Annotated in this window: 16 protein-coding genes; 10 read left to right on the top strand and 6 right to left on the bottom strand. The window is 71.7% G+C overall.

The annotated features are described in order from the left end of the window. Nucleotides 1–2,287: aldehyde dehydrogenase family protein (locus tag NH287_RS12910; RefSeq protein ID WP_253035942.1), on the top strand; the 2,287-nt coding region annotated here is incomplete at its 5' end. Between the two features lie 198 nt (nucleotides 2,288–2,485). Here NH287_RS12910 and NH287_RS12905 read toward each other — a convergent pair. After that, on the bottom strand, nucleotides 2,486–3,235 hold the full coding sequence (locus tag NH287_RS12905) for a hypothetical protein (protein WP_253035941.1): 750 nt from the start codon (nucleotides 3,233–3,235) through the stop codon (nucleotides 2,486–2,488). Nucleotides 3,236–3,399: 164 nt separating this feature from the next. Between NH287_RS12905 and ddaH the strand changes: the two genes are divergently transcribed. The 5 genes from ddaH to NH287_RS12880 are packed head-to-tail and all read left to right on the top strand — an operon-like array spanning nucleotide 3,400 to nucleotide 8,989. Continuing rightward, complete coding sequence (ddaH, locus tag NH287_RS12900) at nucleotides 3,400–4,266, top strand: dimethylargininase (RefSeq protein ID WP_217528448.1); 867 nt, start codon at nucleotides 3,400–3,402, stop codon at nucleotides 4,264–4,266. After that, nucleotides 4,263–5,486 carry an ornithine--oxo-acid transaminase gene (gene rocD / locus NH287_RS12895; protein ID WP_253035940.1) on the top strand — a complete coding sequence of 408 codons (1,224 nt, stop codon included), beginning with the start codon at nucleotides 4,263–4,265 and terminating at the stop codon, nucleotides 5,484–5,486. Before ddaH ends, rocD begins: the two co-directional genes overlap by 4 nt. Before the next feature lie 49 nt (nucleotides 5,487–5,535). Then, a complete protein-coding gene (locus NH287_RS12890) occupies nucleotides 5,536–7,221 on the top strand; it encodes a circularly permuted type 2 ATP-grasp protein (protein ID WP_253035939.1) in 1,686 nt (561 codons plus the stop codon). Beyond that, nucleotides 7,215–8,147: an alpha-E domain-containing protein gene (locus tag NH287_RS12885; protein ID WP_253035938.1), complete on the top strand. Its 933-nt coding sequence runs from the start codon at nucleotides 7,215–7,217 to the stop codon at nucleotides 8,145–8,147. Before NH287_RS12890 ends, NH287_RS12885 begins: the two co-directional genes overlap by 7 nt. Then, a complete protein-coding gene (locus NH287_RS12880) occupies nucleotides 8,144–8,989 on the top strand; it encodes a transglutaminase family protein (RefSeq protein ID WP_064003371.1) in 846 nt (281 codons plus the stop codon). The genes NH287_RS12885 and NH287_RS12880 overlap by 4 nt, the downstream gene beginning before the upstream one ends. A gap of 7 nt (nucleotides 8,990–8,996) precedes the next feature. Here the strand turns inward: NH287_RS12880 and NH287_RS12875 are convergent, their stop codons facing one another. The 3 genes from NH287_RS12875 to NH287_RS12865 all read right to left on the bottom strand — a co-directional run bounded on the left by NH287_RS12875 (nucleotide 8,997) and on the right by NH287_RS12865 (nucleotide 11,431). Beyond that, a complete protein-coding gene (locus NH287_RS12875) occupies nucleotides 8,997–9,134 on the bottom strand; it encodes a hypothetical protein (RefSeq protein WP_197471649.1) in 138 nt (45 codons plus the stop codon). A 492-nt stretch (nucleotides 9,135–9,626) separates the two neighbouring features. Further along, nucleotides 9,627–10,976, bottom strand: coding sequence for an MFS transporter (locus tag NH287_RS12870; protein ID WP_253035937.1), 1,350 nt, complete (start codon nucleotides 10,974–10,976; stop codon nucleotides 9,627–9,629). Between the two features lie 8 nt (nucleotides 10,977–10,984). Beyond that, a complete protein-coding gene (locus tag NH287_RS12865; protein WP_253035936.1) occupies nucleotides 10,985–11,431 on the bottom strand; it encodes a MarR family winged helix-turn-helix transcriptional regulator in 447 nt (148 codons plus the stop codon). Between the two features lie 74 nt (nucleotides 11,432–11,505). Between NH287_RS12865 and NH287_RS12860 the strand changes: the two genes are divergently transcribed. From NH287_RS12860 to NH287_RS12850, 3 genes are read left to right on the top strand one after another with little or no spacing between them, the layout of a single operon-like run. Further along, complete coding sequence (locus NH287_RS12860) at nucleotides 11,506–12,411, top strand: alpha/beta fold hydrolase (RefSeq protein WP_253035935.1); 906 nt, start codon at nucleotides 11,506–11,508, stop codon at nucleotides 12,409–12,411. Between the two features lie 4 nt (nucleotides 12,412–12,415). After that, complete coding sequence (locus NH287_RS12855) at nucleotides 12,416–13,465, top strand: biotin/lipoate A/B protein ligase family protein (protein ID WP_253035934.1); 1,050 nt, start codon at nucleotides 12,416–12,418, stop codon at nucleotides 13,463–13,465. Next, nucleotides 13,462–14,409 carry a site-specific DNA-methyltransferase gene (locus NH287_RS12850; RefSeq protein ID WP_253035933.1) on the top strand — a complete coding sequence of 316 codons (948 nt, stop codon included), beginning with the start codon at nucleotides 13,462–13,464 and terminating at the stop codon, nucleotides 14,407–14,409. Before NH287_RS12855 ends, NH287_RS12850 begins: the two co-directional genes overlap by 4 nt. A gap of 23 nt (nucleotides 14,410–14,432) precedes the next feature. Here the strand turns inward: NH287_RS12850 and NH287_RS12845 are convergent, their stop codons facing one another. Both NH287_RS12845 and NH287_RS12840 read right to left on the bottom strand, forming a co-directional pair. After that, complete coding sequence (locus tag NH287_RS12845) at nucleotides 14,433–14,954, bottom strand: hypothetical protein (protein ID WP_253035932.1); 522 nt, start codon at nucleotides 14,952–14,954, stop codon at nucleotides 14,433–14,435. A gap of 113 nt (nucleotides 14,955–15,067) precedes the next feature. Then, complete coding sequence (locus tag NH287_RS12840) at nucleotides 15,068–15,904, bottom strand: alpha/beta hydrolase (protein WP_253035931.1); 837 nt, start codon at nucleotides 15,902–15,904, stop codon at nucleotides 15,068–15,070. A gap of 130 nt (nucleotides 15,905–16,034) precedes the next feature. Between NH287_RS12840 and NH287_RS12835 the strand changes: the two genes are divergently transcribed. Further along, nucleotides 16,035–16,479, top strand: a 445-nt coding sequence (locus tag NH287_RS12835) for a LamB/YcsF family protein (protein ID WP_253035930.1), incomplete at its 3' end; no start/stop codon positions are given.

Here is a 16,479-nt window from a genome sequence, read left to right as displayed (position 1 = left end):
GACGGATGCCGCGGCCCCCGCGCCCGCCGACGACGCCGCCCTCACGCAGGTCGTCCTCGGCATCGCCGCGAAGGACGCGCGCCCGGCGGACCCCGACGAGACGCAGCCGGCCGGCCTGCCCGGTAAGTTCGCCGGCGACGCGTTCGTCGAGACCGCCGTCTTCTCGCCGCGCGAGAGCGCCGCCGCGGCGGGTGCCCCCGGTTTCCGCAACGCCGCCGACACCGACCCCGCCCTCCCCGCGAACCGCGCGTGGGCGCGCGAGATCCTCGGCCGTGTCCCGTCGTCGGCGGCGGGGGATGCGACGATCGCCGCAGCCCGCATCGGCACCGAGTCCGAGCTTGAGGCCCTGCTCGGCCGCGTGGGTTCGGCGGCCGGCGCGTGGGGCCCGCTGCCCGCCGCCGATCGCGCCGAGGTCCTCCTCCGTGCGGCCGGCGCGCTCGAACGTCGCCGCGCCGAGCTCATCGAGGTCGCGGCGTCCGAGACCGGCAAGACCCTCGCCGAGGCGGACGTCGAGGTGAGCGAAGCCGTCGATTTCGCCCGCTACTACGCCGCGACCGCGCGCGAGCTCGACCGGGTGAGCGGTGCCGTCTTCGTCCCCGACCGGGTGACGGTCGTCACGCCGCCGTGGAACTTCCCGGTCGCGATCCCCGCCGGCGGCGCGCTGGCCGCCCTCGCGGCGGGCTCGGGTGTCGTCTTCAAGCCCGCACCCCAGGCCCGCCGCTGCGCCGCGGTGGTGGCCGAGGCGATCTGGGAGGCCCTGGACGGCGCCGCCGTCGGCCGCGACATCCTCGCCCTCGTCGATCTCGACGAAGGCGGCCTCGGCAAGCAGCTCATCACGCACCCGTCGGTGGACCGCGTCATCCTGACGGGGTCCTTCGAGACGGCGGCGCTCTTCCGCTCCTGGCGTCCGGACCTCGCCCTCCAGGCCGAGACGAGCGGCAAGAACGCCATGATCGTCATGCCCTCGGCCGACCTCGACCTGGCGGCATCCGATCTCGTCCGTTCGGCGTTCGGCCACGCGGGACAGAAATGCTCCGCCGCCTCGCTCGCGATCCTCGTCGGTCCCGTCGCCCGGTCGCAGCGGTTCCGCCGTCAGTTGGTGGATGCCGCGACCTCGCTCCGCGTGGGCGCGCCCGAGGATCCGCTGACCGAAGTCGGTCCGCTCGTCGAAGCCCCGAGCGGCAAGCTCGCCTGGGCGTTGACGACCCTGGACGAGGACGAGGAGTGGCTCGTCGAGCCGCGCGAACTGCCGCACCAGCGCTACGGCGGACGGCTCTGGACCCCCGGCATCCGCACCGGGGTGAAGCCCGGCTCGCGGGTCCACCTCGAGGAGTTCTTCGGCCCCGTCCTGGGGGTCATGCACGCGCGGTCGCTCGAGCATGCGATCGAGCTGCAGAACGCGGTCGACTACGGCCTCACCGCGGGCCTCTACACGCAGAACCCCGACGACCTCGCTCTGTGGCTCGACCGGGTCGAAGCAGGCAACCTCTACGTCAACCGCGGCACGACGGGTGCGATCGTCCAGCGTCAGCCGTTCGGCGGCTGGAAGCGGTCCTCCGTCGGGGGCGGCGCGAAGGCCGGCGGTCCGAACCACCTCGTCGGGCTCGGGTCGTGGCGGCCGACGGCGGGGGTGGCGGCGTCGTCGACGCTGCACCTCAAGGGACTCGACTCGACGATCGCCGACGTCATCGAGGCGGCCCAGCCCGCCCTGGGCTACGAGGCGTTCGAGTGGTTGCGCCGTGCGGCGTTGTCCGACGCCGTCGCGTGGGACCGCACCTTCGGCAAGGTCGTCGACGTCTCGCACCTGGGCGTCGAGCGCAACCTCTTCCGTTACCGTCCGGCGAGCGTCGAGATCCGATCGACGACGGATGCCGCGCCGCAGGCGCTCGTGCGTGCGATCATCGCCGCCGTCCGCGCCCGCTCGACGTTCACCGTCAGCACGCCCGCGGGGCTGCCGGCCATCGTGCGACAGGCCCTCGGCGCGCTCGAGGTGGCGGTGTTCGTCGAATCGGACGAGGACTGGATCGCGCGGATGGCGGCGCCCCGCGCCGAGGGCGTGCCCGCGCGGGCCGACCGGGTGCGGCTGGTGGGGCCGCCGGCGCATGTGGGCGAGGTGCGCACCGCGCTCGCCGCGGCGATCTCGGGCGACCCGGATCTGGCCGTCTACGCCGACGAGGTCACGCAGGCCGGGCGGATCGAACTGCTCCCGTTCCTGCGCGAGCAGTCGATCACGATCACGGCGCACCGCTTCGGCAATTCCGACCGGTGGAGCGAATCCGTCATCTGAGACCGAGCGGGGCGGCCGACGACGGATTTGTCCATCCGGCGAAGAAAACAACTTATCTTTCTGGTGCGTCGGCCGTCCGACGTTGTTGAATGTCCTCGTGCGCTTCTGGGGGAGGCGCACGAGAACACTCCGGGGGGAGTGTCGCCCCGGATCGAGGACCTGGCGTCCTCGGCCCGGGGCATCTCGGTTCCCGGCGGCTCAGGAGTAGTGCGGACGACGGGCGTAGGCGTCGGGGTCGGCGTCCTCCCGCGGCACCATGAACGAGTCGACGAGCGCGCGCACCGTGAGCCCCAGCAGCGTCCACTCGCCGGTCGGTGTGCCGTCCGTGCCCGACAGACGGAACGTCGGGTGCGGGATCCGTTCGAGGGACCGGATGGCGAAGCCCTCCGCCATCGCCGCCATCGCCTCGGCGAAATCGTCGATCGTCAGCCCCTCGCGCATCCGCATGCCGTAGGCGTCGATGAGGTACTGGTAGAGCTCGGTGAAGGCCTGGATGGACTCGCGGTGACGCTCGTGGCTGGCCTCGGTGAGCTCCGGCCACGTGTCCGCAGCCGTCCGCAGCGCCAAAGCCACTCGGAACGACTGCGCCTCGAGCAGATCGGTCGGGTCCTCGGTGGACAGCTCCGCGGCGAGGACGTGCTGCCGGGCCGCCTGGCGGATGATCTCCTCGCCGGTGACCTCTTCGCCGATGAGCTCCTCGACCCGGGCACGCATCGCGTCGGCCGGTCCGGCCACCCGCATCCGCATCATGGCCACGGCGAGCTCGCGGTGGTAGTCGGCCTGGTCGCTCCAGAGCCGGTACGCCGCACCGGTCGTGAGGCCCGCGCGACGCAGCACGTCCTGCAGCCGAATGTGCTGGACGCCGGCGCTCACCCCGCGCTCGAGGAGCATCTGCATGCCGGTGCGCAGCAGCAGGGCTTTCGTCTGCTCACCCGTGCGTCTGGCCATGCTCTGCATCCTGTCATCATCGGCATGCATCCGTGCCGCCTGTCCACCGCCGTCCGTGCGGGTCGACCTGGCATGATGGGTCCCGGCGTGCCCGATTCGTCGGCTTCTGCAAGCTCCGTCGGGCCTCTGGACAGCGTCCGCCGCCCCGGGAACGAGGAGCGAGAATGACGACGCAGCACGAGACCGCGCCGGTGCGCACCGCCCAGCGCCGCCGTTACCTCATGTGCCGCCCCGAGCACTTCACGGTGTCGTACCGGATCAACCCCTGGATGGATCCGGCGAACCCCACCGACACCGCGAAGGCCGTGCGGCAGTGGCAGGCGCTGCACGACGCCTACGTCGCGCTCGGGCACGGGGTCGAGCTCATCGATCCGGTGCCGGGGCTGCCCGACATGGTCTACACCGCGAACGGCGGATTCATCGTCGACGGCCGCGCGTTGGGCGTCCGCTTCCGCGTCGACGAGCGTCGCGGCGAGGAGCGGCCCTTCATGGACTGGTTCGCCGCCCACGGCTTCGAGGTCGTCGAGCCCGTCGAGGTGCAGGAGGGCGAGGGTGACTTCCTGCTCGTCGGCGACACGATCCTCGCCGGCACCGGATTCCGGTCGGTCGGGGACAGTCACCGCGAACTCGCCGAGGTCTTCGGGCGCGAGGTGGTGTCACTGCGCCTCGTCGATCCGCGGTTCTACCACCTCGACACGGCCATCACCGTCCTGGATCCCGTCGAAGGCCCCACGGGAGTCGAGCGGGCGAACATCGCCTACCTGCCGTCCGCGTTCGACGAGGCGTCGCAGCGGGTGCTCGCCGAGCGCTACCCCGACGCCATCCACGTGTCGGATGCCGACGGTGCCGTCTTCGGGCTGAACGCGGCCAGCGACGGCCTCCATGTCTTCGTCTCGCCCCGCGCCACCGGCTTCGCCGCGCAGCTCGAGGAGCGCGGCTACATCCCCGTCCCCATCGATCTGTCCGAGCTGCTGCTCGGCGGCGGCGGCATCAAGTGCTGCACGCTCGAACTGCGCGGAGGTGCGCGATGACCGACGTCCGGCCCCAGACGACCCCGTCCGCAGATTTCATCGCGGCCGAAGAAGCCCACGTGGCGCACAACTATCACCCCCTCCCCGTCGTGGTCGCCGAGGGTGAGGGGTCGTGGGTCACCGACGTCGAGGGGCGGCGCTACCTCGACCTGCTGTCGGCGTACTCGGCCCTGAACTTCGGACACCGGCATCCCGCCCTCGTCGCCGCAGCGACCGAGCAGCTCGGGCGACTGACCCTCACCAGCCGGGCGTTCCACAACGACCGCCTCGGCGCCTTCGCCGACGCGCTCGCCGCCCTCGCCGGCAAGGACATGGTCCTCCCGATGAACACGGGCGCCGAAGCCGTCGAGACCGGCATCAAGGTGGCGCGGGCGTGGGCGTACCGCGTGAAGGGGGTGCCCGACGGGGCGGCGAAGATCGTCGTCGCGGCCGGCAACTTCCACGGCCGCACGACGACCATCGTGGGTTTCAGCGACGACCCGCAGGCCCGCGACGGCTTCGGGCCGTTCGCGCCCGGGTTCGAGATCGTGCCCTACGGGGATGCCGCGGCCCTGACCGCCGCGATCGACGAGAACACCGCCGCCGTCCTCATCGAGCCGATCCAGGGCGAGGCGGGCGTCGTGATCCCGCCGGACGGATACCTCCGCGCCGTCCGCGAGGCGTGCACCGCGACGAACGTGCTGTTCATCGCCGATGAGATCCAGTCCGGCCTCGGGCGGGTCGGCACCACGTTCGCGTGCGAGCGCGAGGGTGTCGTCCCCGATCTGTACCTGCTCGGCAAGGCACTGGGCGGCGGCATCCTCCCCGTGTCCGCCGTCGTGGGCGATCGTGACGTGCTGGGCGTCATCCACCCCGGCGAGCACGGCTCGACCTTCGGCGGCAACCCGCTCGCGGCGGCCGTCGGTCTCGCCGTCGTCGACCTGCTCCGCACCGGCGACCTGCAGAAGCGAGCACTGTCGCTCGGCGACCACCTGCGTGCGCGGCTCGAACCTCTCCTCGGGTCGGGTGTCACCGCGATCCGCGTCGCGGGCCTCTGGGCGGGCGTCGACATCGACCCGGCCGTCGGCACCGGCCGCGAGGTCGCCGAGCGGCTGCTCGCGCGGGGAGTCCTCGTCAAGGACACGCACGGGCAGACCGTCCGCATGGCGCCGCCGCTGGTCATCCGCGCCACCGAGATCGACTGGGCCGTCGAGCAGTTGCGCCTCGCCCTCGAAGGCTGACCCGCGGGGCGAAACACTCCGGCAACACCGCCCGGATTAGGCTCGTCGCATGGGTGACCTCTTCGACGGATACGGCTCCACGCTGGCGCCGCGCAAGACCCCTTCCGGCGTCCCTGCGTTCGACGAGATGTTCGCCGAGGTGGCGCATCCTGGCGAGGCGGCGCAGTCGCGTTCGACCTACCGCGAGCTCTATCAGGCCCTCGCACAGATGACGCAGGAAGAGCTGCGGGGGCGCACCGAATCGCTCGCGAGCTCGTACCTCGCACAGGGCGTCACGTTCGACTTCGCGGGCGAGGAACGACCGTTTCCGCTGGATGCCGTGCCCCGGGTCATCGCCTACGACGAGTGGTCGCGCATCGAGAAGGGCGTGCAGCAGCGCGTCCGGGCGCTCGAGGCGTTCCTCGACGACGCGTACGGCCACCAGCACGTCGTCCGCGACGGCGTGCTGCCGGCGAAGCTGATCGCGTCGTCGCAGTACTTCTACCGGCAGGCGGCCGGCATCCGCTCGGCCAACGGCGTCCGCATCCAGGTCGCCGGCATCGACCTCATCCGCGACGAGCACGGCGAGATGCGCGTGCTGGAGGACAACGTGCGTGTGCCCTCGGGCGTGAGCTACGTCATCTCCAACCGCCGGGTCATGGCGCAGACGCTGCCCGAGCTGTTCGTCTCGATGCGGGTGCGTCCCGTCGGCGACTACCCGAACAAGCTCCTGCAGGCGCTCCGCAACTCCGCGCCTCCGGGTGTCGACGATCCGAACGTCGTCGTCCTCACCCCCGGTGTCTACAACTCCGCGTACTTCGAGCACACGCTGCTCGCCCGCCTCATGGGCGTCGAACTCGTCGAGGGGCGCGACCTCGTCTGCCAGGGCGGCAAGGTCTTCATGCGCACCACGCGCGGTCCGCGCCGGGTCGACGTCATCTACCGCCGCGTCGACGACGACTTCCTCGACCCGCTGCAGTTCCGCGCCGACTCGATGCTCGGCGCCCCGGGGCTCATGCTGGCCGCGCGCCTGGGCAACGTCACGATCGCGAACGCGGTCGGCAACGGCGTCGCCGACGACAAGCTGCTCTACACGTACGTGCCCGACCTCATCCGGTACTACCTCGCCGAGGAGCCCATCCTCAAGAACGTCGACACCTGGCGGCTCGAGGACCCGGGCGCCCTCGAAGAGGTGCTCGACCGCCTCGACGAGCTCGTCGTGAAGCCCGTCGACGGCTCGGGCGGAAAGGGCCTCGTCGTCGGCCCCGACGCGAGCCCCGCCGAGCTCGACGCCCTGCGCTCGAAGCTCCTCGCCGACCCCCGCGGCTGGATCGCGCAGCCGGTCGTCATGCTCTCGACGATCCCGACCCTGGTCGACGACGGGATGCGGCCGCGCCACGCGGACCTGCGACCGTTCGCCGTCAACAACGGCGACGAGGTCTGGGTGCTCCCCGGCGGGCTCACCCGCGTCGCACTGCCCGAGGGGCAGCTCGTCGTCAACTCCAGCCAGGGCGGCGGGTCGAAGGACACGTGGATCGTCGGCGGCGACGCGCCGAACCGCGGCGAGTACGGGCAGTCGCAGTCCCTCGCCGGCCTCGTCGCCGAGCAGGCGACGGCGACCTCCGCCATCCCGATCATCTACGACGCCCAGGACGAGCCGGACCACTCGCCGCAGGACCGGCCCCGCGCGACGGCCGAGCAGCAGGAGCAGCAGCAGCAGGGACGCGAGACCGCGGGAGGTGAGGACGGATGCTGAGCCGCATCGCCGAGAGCCTGTTCTGGATCGGGCGCTACATCGAGCGCTCCGACGGCACCGCCCGCATCCTCGACGTCCACCTGCAGCTCCTGCTCGAGGACCCGTGGATCGACGAGGACACCGCCTGCCGCTCGCTCATGGGCGTGATGGGCACCGTGCCACCGCGGACGGACGCGCCCGTCACCCGCGGCGACGTGCTCACCGTGCTCGCCGTCGACCGCACCAACCCGTCATCGATCGCCTATTCGCTGCAGGCCGCGCGTGAGAACGCCCGCCGCGCCCGCGAGATCGTCTCGACCGAGCTCTGGGAGACGCTGAACACGACGTACTCGCGGATGCCGCGACGGCTCAACGACGAGAAGACCCACGAGTTCTTCCAGTGGGTGCGCGAGCGGGCCGCGCTTGCCGTCGGGGTCACCGACGGGTCCACCAGTCACGACGAGCCGTGGCAGTTCTTCACCCTGGGCCGCGCCATCGAGCGCACCGACATGACGGCGCGGATGCTGGCGACGCGGTCGCTGACCGAGGCATCCGGTCCGTCCTGGACCACCATCCTGCGCTCCTGCGGCGCGTACGAGGCGTACCTGCGCACCTACCGGGGGATGCCGAGCTCGCAGAACGCGGCCGAGTTCCTGCTGCTCGACCGGTTGTTCCCGCGCTCGATCATCCACTCCATCCGCACCGCCGAGCAGTGCATGAGCGCGATCGACCCGGTCGCCGACCGCGTCGGACACTCCAACACGGTGCTGCGGGCGCTGGGCCGCATCCGCAACGAACTGGAGTACCGGCCGATCGAGGAGGTCCTCGCCGAGCTCCCCGCCCACATGCAGAGCGTCCAATCGGTCACCCGGGAGGCGTCCGAGGCGATCCGCGGGCGCTTCTTCCCCACCCAGGCCGAACCCAGCTGGATCGGAGAGACCTCATGAAGCGGCTGCGCATCGAGCACACGACGGGCTTCGACTACCCGGGCGAGGTCGGTGCGTCGTACAACGAGGCGCGGATGCTGCCGACGACGAGCGACAGCCAGTTCGTCCTCAGCTCGCAGCTGGACATCGAGCCCTCGACGAACGTGAACTACTACGTCGACTACTTCGGTACGCGGGTCGCGGCGTTCGATGTGCTGGCGAAGCACTCGGCGCTGCACATCACGGCGCGCTCGCTCGTCGAGGTGCGCGCGCGGCCCCTCACGCACCCCGACATGTCGTGGGAGGCCCTCTCGCGCGACGCGCAGCGGTCGATCGGCACGGTCGAGATGCTGTCGCAGACGCGCCGCACCGATCCGCATCCCGAGGTCGCGGCGCTCGCGTCGGGCATCGCGGCCCAGCACGAGAACCCGTCGCACGCGGCGCTCGCCATCGCGACGGCCATCGGCGAGGCCGTCGAGTACGTGCCCGGCGCGACCGAGGTGCAGTCCACCGGTGCGGAGGCGTGGGCGGAGCGCAAGGGCGTGTGCCAGGACATGGCGCACATCGCGCTCGGCGCGCTGCGCTCGGTCGGCATCCCGGCCCGCTACGTCTCGGGGTACCTGCACCCGAACCCCACCGCCGAGGTGGGTGTGCCGGTGGTCGGCGAGTCGCACGCCTGGATCGAGTGGTACGCCGGCTCGTGGCACGGTTTCGACCCGACCAACGACGCCGAGATCGGCGACCGACACGTGACGGTGGGGCGCGGGCGCGACTACAACGACGTGCCGCCGCTGCGCGGGGTGTACGCGGGACCGTTCAAGAGCCGTCTCGAGGTGCGGGTGCTCATCACCCGCGAGGCCTGACGCCGGGTCAGGCCGGGGAGTCGTCGGGGTCGAGCGTCTTGAGGGTGTCCTCCTCGACGGCGTTGTCGGCGTCGAGCTGCTGTTCGGTCGTCTCGTCGCCGCCGGTCGGGTCGTCCTGCTCGGGAGTGGGGGATGCGTCGCTCATGGCCGCGACGGTACGCGCGGCGACCGGCGGCATCCGACCCCTTGACAGTGCCCTCCGAGTGGTGGGGGAGTCGGGGCCCTGACTTCCCCCGAAGTCGCTGGGCCCCGAGCCGACGAGTCGAAGCCTGGCCCGTCGGTTCCCCCGCACGTCAACCTAGGGTGCCGGCGGCGGGTGCCACCGGGCGGGGACGACCGTCGCGATCGTCGTCGCCGTCCACCTGGCACTCGGGGTGGGCCTGGGGGTGCCGACGTGAGTCCAGGGCATGCACATCGTCATCGCGGACGCCCTCTTCCTCGTCGCGACCCGGGTGTCGACCGCGCGCGTCGGGCCGCGGCATCCGCTCCGGGGACCCGTTTTGTCGCCTCGCGCACGCCGTCCCGACACTTCGCGTCCCTGGAGTCCCCGCGCCCCCTGCTCCGGGGACCCGATTCGTCGCCGCACGCACGCCGACCCGACACTGCGCGTCCCCGGAACTGCCGCCAGCGCCGCGCCCTAACTCAGCGCGCCCGACCTCAGCTGCGCCACCTCACCGTCCTCGGGCAGTCGGATCGGCGTCGTCGCGGCGACCTCGTCGCTGAACTCCTCGGGCGCGACGACGCTGATCGGCCGGGTCTCGTCGATCGTCATCGCGAAGCGGCGCGTCTCGTGGCGGTGCAGGCGTCCCGAGAACAGCAGCCAGCCGCCGCCGACGCAGAAGGCGACGAGCGCCGCCGCGGCGCCGAGCAGGATCGCGGCGCGCGGTCCGAACGCGTCGGCCACCCAGCCGACGATGGGGGCGCCGAAGGGGGTGCCGCCCATGAGGATCGCCATGTAGAGCGCGAGTACGCGCCCGCGCAGGGCCGGCTCGGTCGTCGTCTGTACGTAGCCGTTCGCCGTGGTGAGGGTCGTCACCGTCGCGAACCCGATGAACATGAGGGTCGCGGCGTAGGCGACGTAGACGGGCATCGCGGCTGAGAGCACCGAGGCGATCGCGAACAGCCCGAGTCCGCCGATGACCAGACGCAGCCGGGCGCGGTCGCGTCGCGCCGCGAGCAGGGCGCCGGCGAGCGACCCGATCGCGAGGATCGAGCTGAGCACGCCGTAGCCGTCGGCGTTCTGGCCGAACTCGAGAGCCATGGTCGAGGCGAGGATCGGGAAGTTCATGCCGAACGCGCCGAGCAGGAACACCATGATGAACGTCACGACCAGGTCGGGTCGGCCGCCGACGTAGCGCAGCCCGTCGGCCATCCGCGCGGCGCTGCGCAGCTTCGGCCTCGGGGCGAGCTCCGCGGGGCGGATGAGCACGAGGGCCACGAGCATCGCGAGGAACGTCAGCGCGTTGATGAGGAACACCCAGCCGGTGCCGACGGCGACGATGACGAGACCGGCGACGGCGGGTCCGATCATGCGGGCGGTGTTGAAGGATGCCGCGTTCAAGGCGACCGCGTTCGAGGCGTTCTCGCGCGCGACGAGGTCGGAGACGAACGCCTGCCGAGCCGGGTTGTCGAAGGCGGCGACGACGCCGAGCGCGAACGCGAAGGCGTACATCGTCCACAGGTTCATCGCGCCGAGCAGGAGCAGCACGCCGATCGTGAGCCCGAGCACCATGAGCGAGCCCTGGGTCACGAAGAGCAGCTTGCGGCGGTCGAAGCGGTCGGCGACGAGCCCGGTCACGCCCACGAGCAGCAGGGGTGGCGCGAACTGCAGCGCCATCGTGACACCCATGGCGGTCGCGTCGTTGTCGGTGAGCTGCGTCAGCACGACCCAGCTGAGCGCCGTCGCCTGCATCCACGCGCCCACGTTCGACACGAGGGCGCCGATGAACCAGACGCGGTAGTTGAAGACGGAGAAGGAGCGGAACATCGCGGAACTCATCGCTCGGCCACCTCCTGCATGATCGCGGCGGCCTTCACCAGGGTCGCGCGCTGGGTCGCGGTCAGGTCCTCGAAGGCGTGCTCCAGCCAGGAGTCGCGCCGCCGGACCGTCTCGACGACGACCTCCCGTCCGCTGTCGGTGAGTGCGATGACCACCTTGCGGCGGTCGTTCTCGTCGGGCGTGCGGCTCAGGTAGCCGAGTTCCTCGAGGCAGTTGACGGTGCGGTTCATCGAGGGCGCCGACACCCGCTCGCGCTCCGCGAGCTCGCCGAGCGTGTGCGGACCGTGCACCTTGAGCGCCGCGAGCACGGCGAACTGGCCGTCGCTCATCGTGTCGACCGCGCGCTGCGAGCGCAGGCGCCGCGCGAGCCGGAAGGTCGCCATGCGGAAATCGGATGCCGCGTGAGCCAGGTCCTGGGTCTGGTCACCGGTCGCGTCGATCATGTTTCATTAGCATAGCTCATTAGTCTGGCTAACGGCTCGGAGCGCGGCATCCGACCGGCCCTAGAATTCGAGCCATGCCCGAGTTCATCGATGCACACGGCGTCGCGATCGTCTACGACGTCCACCCCGCCGAGGGGACGCCGAGGGGCGTCGTCCAGCTGCTCCACGGCGTCGGCGAGCACGCCGGCCGCTACGCCGCCCTCATCGCGGCGCTCACCGCCGACGGGTTCACCGTCTACGCCGACGACCACCGCGGCCACGGCCGCACCGGGCTGCGCCAGCACGGCGGCGACCACTCCCGTCTCGGCCGCCTGGGGCCGGGGGGTCTGCGCGCCGCGATCGCCGCGTGCCGGCAGTTCACCGGCATCATCCGGGGTCGCCACCCCGACCTGCCGCTCGTGCTCCTCGGGCACTCGTGGGGGTCGTTCCTCGCGCAGAAGCTCGTGAACGCCGACCCGGGCGCCTACGCCGCGCTGGTGCTCTCCGGGTCGTCGCTCCTGTGGCCGGGCGCCCTCAACGCCGCGCCCCTCAACAAGCGCTGGGCGGGTGCCGACGCGACGGGTGTCGAATGGCTGTCGACGGATGCCGCGGTCGGCCGCGCGTTCCTCGACGACCCGCTCACGACGACGGTCCCGCTGCCGACGCTGTTCGGCCCGGCCGACACCGTGCGTCTCCTCGGCAAGCCGAAGCGCGACCTCGGGGTCGATCTGCCCGTCCTGCTCATGGTCGGGCGCGACGACCCCGTCGGCGGCCCGCGGAGCGTCCACCGCCTCGCCGACGCCTACCGCACCCGGTCGGGACTCACCGACGTCACGACCCTCGTCTACCCCGACGCGCGGCACGAGATCTTCAACGAGCACTGCGCCGCCGAAGTGCGCGCCGACCTGCTCGCGTGGCTGGACGCGCGCATCGCGCGGCGCGACGCGGCATCCGCTTCCGGCGCCGACGCGACCGGGCCGGCCGCGGACACGGGAGAATAGGACCATGCACGGCGAGTACAAGGTCCCTGGCGGCAAGCTGGTCGTGGTCGATCTCGAGGTGGCCGACGGCCGCATCGCGGACTTCCACCTGGCGGGCGACTTCTTCCTCGAGCCCGACGACGCGCTCGCCGACATCGACGCGGCTGTCACCGGGCTCCCCGTCGAGGCGGACGTCGCGACGATTGCCGCCGCCGTCCGCGGCGCGCTGCCCGAGGGTGCCCAGCTGCTCGGCTTCACCCCCGAGTCGGTCGCCACGGCGGTGCGCCGCGCCCTCATCGTCGCTCCCGGCTGGAACGAGTTCGAGTGGGAGGTCGTCCACGAGAAGGCGGTCTCGCCGGCGATGAACCTCGCCCTCGACGAGGTGCTCACGACGCGCGTCGGCGACGGCCGCCGCACGCCGACCCTGCGCATCTGGGAGTGGAACGAGTCCGCCGTCGTCATCGGCTCGTTCCAGTCGTACCGCAACGAGGTCGACCCCGAGGGGGCCGCGAAGCACGGTTTCCAGGTCGTCCGCCGCATCTCCGGCGGCGGGGCCATGCTCATGGCCGCGAACTCGATCGTCACGTATTCGCTGTACGTGCCGGCATCCCTCGTCGCGGGGATGACCTTCGCGGACTCGTACGCGTTCCTCGACGACTGGGTGCTGCACGCGCTGCGCTCGCTCGGCATCGACGCGACCTACCAGCCGCTCAACGACATCGCCTCGTCGACGGGCAAGATCGGCGGTGCGGCGCAGAAGCGCCTCGCCAACGGGGGAGTGCTGCACCACGCCACCCTCAGCTACGACATGGACGGTCAGGTCCTGACCGAGGTCCTGCGCATCGGTCGCGAGAAGCTCTCGGACAAGGGCACGGCGTCTGCCGCGAAGCGCGTCGACCCGCTGCGCAGCCAGACCGGGCTGCCGCGCGCCGAGATCATCGAGCGCTTCAAGGAGACGTTCACGTCGCTGTACGGCGCGAAGCCGGGCTCGATCTCCGAGGAGGAGTACGCCGAGGCCGAGGCGCTCGTCGAGTCGAAGTTCTCGACGGACGCCTGGCTGCGCCGCGTCCCGTGACCGTCGAGATCCATCTCGGCGACAACCTCGAGGTCGCCCGGCGCCTGCCGGACGCCTCCTTCGCGCTCGTCTACCTCGACCCGCCGTTCAACACCGGCCGCACGCAGGAGCGGGCGATCGAGTCCGCGCTCCGTATTCAGTCCCGAGCCGATGCCGCGGCGTCGGCTTCCCCGGATCCCCGTGCGCCGGGCGCCGGGCCTGCCCGGTCGGGACTGAATACCGAACACCTCGTGCCCGACCCGGACGCCCCCGCCCCGCCGGCAGGCCCCGTCAAGGGCGGGTTCCGCGGCACGTCCTACGCCCGCACGCGCGGCGCGCTGCGGCTGTACGACGACCGGTTCGACGATTACTGGGGCTTCCTCGAGCCGCGGCTGCGCGAGGCGTGGCGGCTGCTGCAGGACGACGGCACCCTGTACCTGCACCTCGACTACCGCGAGGCCCACTACGCGAAGGTCATGCTCGACGCCGTCTTCGGCCGGGACTGCTTCCTCAACGAGCTCATCTGGGCCTACGACTACGGCGCGAAGTCCCGCAAGCGCTGGCCGAGCAAGCACGACACGATCCTCGTGTACGTGAAGGACCCGTCCGCCTACTTCTTCGACTCGGATGCCGTCGACCGAGAGCCCTACATGGCTCCGGGTCTCGTGACCCCCGAGAAGGCGGCGCGCGGCAAGCTGCCGACGGACGTCTGGTGGCACACGATCGTCCCCACGTCGGGCCGCGAGAAGACGGGCTACCCGACGCAGAAGCCCGAGGGGATCCTGCGGCGGATCGTGCAGGCGTCGAGCCGTCCGGGCGACCGCGTGCTCGACCTGTTCGCGGGCTCGGGGACGACGGGCGCGGTCGCGGACGCGCTCGGCCGCGACGCCGTCCTCGTCGACCACAGCGCCGACGCGCTCGCCGTCATGCGCACCCGCCTGCCCGAGGCGGTCGTCGTCGGCTGATCCGTCGAGACGACCCCGGCGCGTCAGCCCCGACGGATGCGGGGCGACATCGCGCGCAGCCGCGCGATGTCGGCGTCGTCCAGCAGTTCGCGCGGCAGGATGATGGCCGGCCCGGTCAGTCCGTTGACCCGCACCCTGACCGAGTGCGGCCCCGTCGAGATGCGCCACAGAGCGGATGCCGCGACCGTCAGGCTCGTGGCCGATGTGGTCACGGTCAGGCCGGACTCGGTGACGGCGACGGTCAGTCGGTCGCCGGCGGGGTAGAGCCCCTCGATGACGCGGGTGAGCTTCTGCGTGCCCAGGTGGCGGATCGCGACGAAGCCGATCGCGATCAGCAGGCCCCAGAACGCGGCCATGACCAGGGAGCGGACGTTCCCGTTGAGCGCGAACAGCCCGAAGCCGTAGACCAGCAGGATCAGGATGCCGCCGACCCACAGCCCCGTCTGTTTGGTCCGCTGGTGGTCGCGGGCGAGGCGCCACCTCATCCCGTGATCGATGACGATGCTCTTGCCCGTCGACGTCTCCTGCACCGCGGCATCCGTCATCGCGACCCCCTCGCTCGTGCCCTCATCGTGGCATGCCCCGCCCGCCGGTTCCACCATCGGATCGAGACACGGCGTCCGGGACGGAACACCGTCCCGGACGCCGTGTGCGGGGCTCATCCCTGCAGGAAGGCGAGCAGCGCCTCGTTCACCTCGGCGCCGTGGGTCCAGAGCAGGCCGTGCGGGGCGCCCTCGATCTCGACGTACGTCGCGTCGGGCAGCAGCTCCCGGAACCGGCGAGCGGTCACGTCGATCGGGAGGATGTTGTCGGCGGTGCCGTGCAGGATGAGCGCCGGCACGGTGACGGCGGGGATGTCGGCGCGGAAGTCCGTCGCCCACGTGAGTGGGGCGGCGGCGATCGCGGCGTTGCCGGCCTGGTTCGCGACGGCGACCGAGGCGTCGAGCGCCTCCTGCGAGATGCGGGTGCCGAGGTAGTCGTCGAGGTTGTAGAAGTCCTGGAAGAAGCCGGTCAAGAAGGCGTACCGGTCCTCGGCGACGGCTGCGGCGGTGCCGTCGAAGAAGGCCTGGTCGCCCGCGCCGTCGGGGTTCTCGTCGTTCTTCAGCAGCCACGGCTCGAGCGAGCCGAGGAAGGCGACCTTGGCGATGCGGTCGGCGCCGTAGCGCGACAGGTAGCGCGCGATCTCGCCGGTGCCCATCGAGAAGCCGACGAGGACGGCGTCGGTCAGCTCGAGCTCCTCGATGAGGGCGTGCAGGTCGGCGGCGAAGGTGTCGTAGTCCGAGCCCGACGCGGTCTTCGTCGAGGCGCCGAACCCGCGCCGGTCGTAGGCGATGACGCGGTAGCCGGCCTCGAGCAGGGCGGCCTGCTGCTTGCCCCACGACTCCCCGTTGAGGGGGAAGCCGTGGATCAGCACGACGGGCTGTCCCGACCCCTGATCCGTGTAGAAGATGTCGACGTCGACCGAGTTCTCGGTCCCCACGGTGATGTACGCCACAGTGGCGCTCCTTCCCGCCGGAACGGTCGTCCGGCGACATCCCGACGCTACGGCCCCGGTCCGGTCGCGACCAGAGCTTGACCGGATCCTTCGCCCGCCGTTCACCGTTCCCCGCCGCTAGCGTTGCCTCATGGCGACGATCGACCTCAACGCGGACCTCGGCGAGACCGTCGACGGCGTGCCGACGGCCGACGACGAGGCGATGTTCGCCGTCGTCTCCAGCGCTTCCGTCGCGTGCGGCGGTCACGCGGGCGACGCCGATTCGATGCGGGATGCCGTCCGCCGGGCGGCGGCGCAGGGCGTCGCCGTGGGGGCGCACCCGTCCTTCGTCGACCGTGCCGGGTTCGGGCGCGTGCGGCTCGCCGTCCCGCCCGAGGTCCTCCGCGACCAGGTACGGACGCAGATCGCCGCCCTCGTGTCCGCCGGTGCGGACCTCCGCTACGTCAAGCCGCACGGGGCGCTCTACCACGCGGTCTCCGCCGATCCGCAGACGGCGGGGGCGGTCGCCGACGCCGTCGCCGACGTGGCCGCGGACCTCGGCCGCGCGCTGCCGCTGCTCGGGATGCCGGGGGCGA

This window comes from Microbacterium sp. CnD16-F, from assembly GCF_024124465.1.
GTDB lineage: Bacteria > Actinomycetota > Actinomycetes > Actinomycetales > Microbacteriaceae > Microbacterium > Microbacterium gawkjiense.
This window is presented reverse-complemented; position numbering and strand designations above follow the sequence as displayed.